General features: G+C 69.0%; 1 protein-coding gene. It reads right to left on the reverse strand.

What is annotated here, in order from left to right:
• On the reverse strand, positions 1–1,915 hold a 1,915-nt coding region (locus tag ACWDSL_RS53230), incomplete at both ends, for a beta-ketoacyl synthase N-terminal-like domain-containing protein (protein ID WP_450496960.1).

Below are 1,915 nucleotides of genomic sequence, written 5' to 3' on the forward strand. Positions count from 1 at the left end.
GGCCTGCCCGCCTCCGGCCATACGCGGGCCTCGGTCAGCAGGCGTACCTGCCCGGCTTCCCAGTCGACATGCGAGGTGGGCTCATCGACATGCAGCGTCCGCGGCAGCACACCGCGCCGCATCGCCTCCACCATCTTGATCACACCCGCCACACCCGCAGCGGCTTGCGCATGCCCGATGTTCGACTTGATGGAGCCCAGCCACAAAGGCTGTTCGGCATCCCTGCCCTGCCCGTACGTCGCCATCAGGGCCTGCGCCTCGATCGGGTCGCCGAGTGTGGTGCCGGTGCCGTGCGCCTCGACCGCGTCGACGTCTGCGGTGCTGAGCCCGGCGTTGGTCAGGGCCTGGCGGATCATGCGTTCCTGCGAGGGACCGTTGGGTGCGGTCAGGCCGTTGCTCGCGCCGTCCTGGTTGACGGCCGAGCCCCGTACGACCGCCAGCACACGATGCCCCCGCCGCCGGGCATCCGACAGACGCTCCAGCACCAGGACGCCCACGCCCTCACCCCATACGGTGCCGTCGGCGCCGTCGGCGAAGGCCTTCACCCGGCCGTCGGGGGCCAGCCCCCGCTGACGGCTGAAGTCGATGAAGTGGCCCGGGCTCGACATGACTGTGGCACCGCCGGTGAGGGCGAGGTCGCATTCGCCGTTGCGCAGTGCCTGGGCGGCCAGGTGCAGGGCGACCAAGGACGACGAGCACGCCGTGTCCACCGTCACCGCCGGACCCTCCAGGCCCAGCGTGTAGGCCAGCCGCCCCGAGGCCACACTCATGGTCGTTCCGGTGATGCGGTAACCCTCGGTCTCCGTAGGTGTGTTGGCGAAACCAGGCCCGTACTCCTGGGCTATCGCCCCAATGAATACCCCGGCCTCGGTTCCCCTGAGTGAGTCGGGAGCGATGCGCGCGTGTTCGAGGGCGGTCCACGCGGTCTCGAGCAAGACGCGCTGCTGCGGTTCGGTGGCCAGTGCCTCACGGGGGCTGATGCCGAAGAAGCCGGGGTCGAACTGGTCTGCCTCGTGCAGGAAGCCGCCCATGTTCGTGTACGAGCGGCCGGGGACGTCCGGGTCGGGATCGTAGAGATTGCCGAGGTCCCAGCCCCGGTTCGTCGGGAATTCGGAGATCGCGTTCTGTTCCTCCGACAGAAGTCGCCACAGTTCCTGCGACGAAGTCACTCCGCCGGGCAGTCGGCAGCTCATGCCCACGATGGCGATGGGCTCGTCGGCGTTGATACCCCTCGGCTGAGGGCGCTTGGCGAGATCCTGTGCCGCGGCCGTTTCTTCTGTCGGTGACACGCGGTCGAGGAGATAGGAGGCCAGCGCCGTGGGAGTGGGATGGTCGAAGACCAGGGTCGCCGGCAGCCGTAGTCCCGTCACTCGGCCCAGATGATTGCGCAGCTCAACACCGTTGAGCGAAGTGAATCCCTGCTCCTTGAAGGACCGGCTGGCCGGCACGGCTGATGCGTTGGCATGCCCCAACACCGTGCCGACGGCGGACCGGACGGTCGTCTCGACCGCCTCGCGACGCTGCTGTGCGGGTAGGTGCGCCATCAGATCGGCCCAGCTCTGCTCGCCGTCGGCGTACGAGGCTTCCTGAACGACCCGCCGGATCCTCGTCGGCACAAGAGAGCGGAACAGCGGAGGCATCAGGCCCGCGGCCGCGCGCTCTCGCAGTGCCGCCTTGTCGATACGGGCGGCGAAGACTACGGGGGACTCACCGGCGATCGCGGCGTCGAAGAGCGCCAACCCCTGCTCGGGCGAGATGGCCGGCAGACCGTGTCGGGCCCAGCGCGCCACATCCTCCTTGTCCAGGGTGTCGATCATGCCGCTGGTGGTGTTCCAGAGGCCCCAGGCGATGCTGGTGGCGGGTTGGTTGTGGGTGTGGCGGTGGGTGGCGAGGGCGTCGAGGAAGGTGTTGGCGG

The organism is Streptomyces sp. NPDC000941 (assembly GCF_053599555.1).